General features: G+C 67.6%; 2 protein-coding genes. Both read left to right on the top strand.

Annotated elements, in window-relative coordinates; translation table 11 throughout:
* Positions 1-198: 198 nt before the first annotated feature.
* Positions 199-1,935 carry a trypsin-like serine protease gene (locus FNH08_RS47280; protein ID WP_322726572.1) on the top strand — a complete coding sequence of 579 codons (1,737 nt, stop codon included), beginning with the start codon at positions 199-201 and terminating at the stop codon, positions 1,933-1,935.
* Between the two features lie 221 nt (positions 1,936-2,156).
* On the top strand, positions 2,157-3,296 hold the full coding sequence (locus FNH08_RS47285; RefSeq protein WP_152778076.1) for an LCP family protein: 1,140 nt from the start codon (positions 2,157-2,159) through the stop codon (positions 3,294-3,296).
* The last annotated feature ends 169 nt before the right edge of the window (positions 3,297-3,465 follow it).

Genomic DNA, 3,465 nt, shown 5'->3' on the forward strand with positions numbered 1-3,465 from the left:
CCCCTTTCCGGGGGCGGCCACCGGCCTCTTTTTGGCACAGGTGTACGATCACGGTCTTCATGTTGTGTCGAGGTAAATGTCGCCTGATGTTCGGCGGAGCTTCGACAACTCAACTCTTGACGCTCAGGGGGGACTTGAGTGAGTACACCTTTGTCCGGGAGCGGTCGTCACAGACGCCGGATACGCATTGGGCTGCCCGTGGGGGCGGCCGCGGTCGCCGCCGCTGTCGCGGGGGCGCTGCTGGTGTCGTCCGCGGGCGCGGCCACCGCGCTGCCGACGCCGACCGCCAAGCCGAGCACCAGCGCACCCTCGCTCGACGAGCTCACCGAGCGCGTCGCGGGTGCGGTCGCCGGTGACGACACCGCCGGGGAGACGGCGAAGAAGCAGTCGTCACTCAGTGCCAGTCGGGAGACGTCGGGCGACTCCGCCTCGTCGATCGACCCGAAGATCATCGGTGGCAACGAGACCACCATCACCTCGGCGCCCTGGATGGCGCAGCTCTGGTACTACGACGACACCCAGGACCTGGGCTTCTTCTGTGGCGGTGCCGTGATCGCGCCGACGAAGATCCTCACCGCCGCGCACTGTGTCGACGGGTACGACTGGAAGCAGTACGGCGCCGTCATCACCGGCACCTCGAAGCTGCCCGACGACGCGGGCGAGACCAACGGCACCGTCTCCGCCGTCTGGCGCCAGTGGGACCACCCCTCGTACAACGCGGACACGATCGACAACGACATCGCGGTCCTCACGCTGCCCACGCCCGTCAAGGCCACGCCGATCAAGATGACGACGTCCGGCGACACGGCGTCGTACGCGGAGGGCACCAGCGCCAAGGTGTACGGATGGGGCCGCACCAGCTCCACCAGCGACGACATCTCCCAGACGCTGAAGACGGCGACGCTGCCCGTCCAGACCGACGCCACCTGCTCGAGCGCGTTCCCCGACTGGTTCATCAAGGGCCACATGGTGTGCGCGGGCAAGCCGGCGAGCGGCAGCGACGAGGGCACCACCTCCGCCTGCAACGGCGACTCCGGCGGTCCGCTCGTCGTGAACAACCGCGTCGTGGGCGTCGTGTCCTGGGGCGTCGAGGACTGCGTGGAGGCGGGCGCGTACAGCGTCTTCAGCAAGGTCAGCAAGTACGTCGGCGTCACCTACCCGCGCGTGGACGACACCGACATCAGCGGTGACGGCAAGGCCGACCTGTTCCTGCGCAAGAACTCCACCGACGTCGGCTATGTGAAGAACTCCAAGGGCAGCTCGTTCGCCGCGCGCGAGTCTTGGGGCGACTGGTCCGGCGTCAACGTCGTCCTGCAGACCGACCTGAACCGGGACGGCTACCAGGACTTCATGGTCCGCCGCAGCTCCGACGGTGACGTCTTCTGGCTGCACTACGTGCCGTCGACCGAGACGTGGTCCAACACGAAGAAGTTCGACAACTGGAAGTCCCGTACCCGGATCGTCGCCCCCGGCGACGTCACCGGAGACGCCCTGCCCGACCTGCTCTCGGTCGACTCCGCCGGCGTCCTGTGGATCTACCCGGGCAAGGGCAACGGCTCCTTCTCGTCCCGCGTCAAGGTCGGCTCCGGCTGGAACCAGTACAACTCGGTGCGCGGCCACGGCGACTTCACCGGCGACGGCAAGGCCGACCTGCTCGTCCGCAAGAAGAGCACCTCGGACATCTACCTCTACAAGGGCACCGGCAAGTCCGGCACCGGCGCGTTCTCCGGCCGGATCAAGGTCCGCAACTGGAGCAGCTACAACGCCTTCGACGCGGTCGGGGACGTGACCGGCGACGGCAAGGCCGACTTCCTGGCCCGTACGAGTGGCGGCACGCTCTACCTGTACAAGGGCACCGGAAAGGCCACCAGCGAGATCTTTGCCACAAGGATCTCGGTCGGCACCGGTTACGAACAGTACGACCTCTTCGGCTGAAACCGCAGGTGAGCCCGCGCTCACCGTAGCGGCCGATCACACACTGTGCCCATCGCGTCCACGCGGTGGGCACAGTGCCATGTACAACCCATGTGCAACCCTTTTTCCCGATCTGCCGTCTGACCGTACGGAGTGGCCACGGGAACGCCGTCGGCCGCATCCGGCCAGGCCTGAGCCTGACAGCAGGGGGTAACCGTCCCGCGACAAGGACCGAGGAGCACATGTCCGCCGAGAGCACGCCGGAACCAGCCACACAGGGAAGGGCCGGCACCACGGGCCCGCGCCACCGCGCCAAGGGCCGCCGTCGCAAGCCCAGGAGCAAAGGCAGCAAGGCGCTCCTGGTCACCGCCTGGACCACCGCGGGCATCGTCGTACTCGGCGGCACGGGCTTCGGCTACATGTACTTCAAGCTCAACGGCAACATCAAGAGCGTCGACATCACCCAGGCCCTCGGCACCGACCGGCCCCAGAACGTCGACAACGGCTCACAGGACATCCTCGTCCTCGGCTCCGACACCCGCTCGGGCAGCAACAAGAAGCTGGGCGGCGGCGCCGACGACGGCAGCGCCCGCTCGGACACGGCGATGATCGTGCACATATACAAGGGCCACAAGAAGGCCAGCGTGGTCTCGATACCCCGCGACACCCTCGTCGAGCGCCCCGAGTGCACCGACAGCAAGGGCGAGGAGCACCCCGCCGCCGAGAACGCGATGTTCAACTCCGCGTACTCCACCGGCGGCGCGGCCTGCGCGGTGAAGACCGTGGAGTCCATGACCGGCATCCGCATGGACCACTTCCTGGAGGTCGACTTCTCCGGCTTCCAGAAGCTCATCGACGAGCTCGGCGGCGTCGACATCACCACCACCAAGGACATCGACGACCCCGACAGCCACCTGGACCTCAAGGCCGGCACGCACACGCTGAACGGCAAGCAGGCCCTCGGTCTCGTGCGCACCCGGCACGGCGTCGGTGACGGCTCCGACCTCGGCCGCATCCAGCTCCAGCAGGCGTTCATCAAGGCCCTGGTCAACCAGGTCAAGGACCTCGGCATCCTGACCAGCCCGAAGAAGCTGTACGACCTCGCCGACACCGCCACCAAGACGGTCACCACCGACTCCGAGCTCGGCTCCGTCCCGGACCTGGCGTCCTTCGCGGGCGGCCTCAAGGGCATCAGCGCGTCCCACATGAACATGGTCACGATGCCCGTCCGGTACGACCCCGCCGACCCCAACCGCGTCCTGCTCGCCAAGACCAAGGCCGACCTCATCTGGAAGGCCCTCAAGGCCGACAAGCCCATCCCCAAGTCAGCCACAAAGGGCACGGCCCAGGGCGACGCGAACGGAGTGGTGGAGTCGTCCTGAGGGCGCATGGTCTTCTGAGGGCGCGCACGTGGTCCTTAAGGGGCGCGGGGCTGTGTCGATTTGCGGCTCCGCCGCGTGGGCGCGACCAGCCCCAACGAACCCGCACACGCCAACGGAGATCACCCCCAGCCCCTCCCGCGCCCCCCATCCCGCCGCAAGGGGAATACAC

This window comes from Streptomyces spongiae (genome assembly GCF_009377185.1).
Taxonomy (GTDB): domain Bacteria; phylum Actinomycetota; class Actinomycetes; order Streptomycetales; family Streptomycetaceae; genus Streptomyces; species Streptomyces spongiae.

Bases quoted from the DNA above. Each gene is read 5' to 3' on its own strand.
- FNH08_RS47285 (WP_152778076.1), top strand. From the start codon at position 2,157: ATGTCCGCCGAGAGCACGCCGGAACCAGCCACACAGGGAAGGGCCGGC.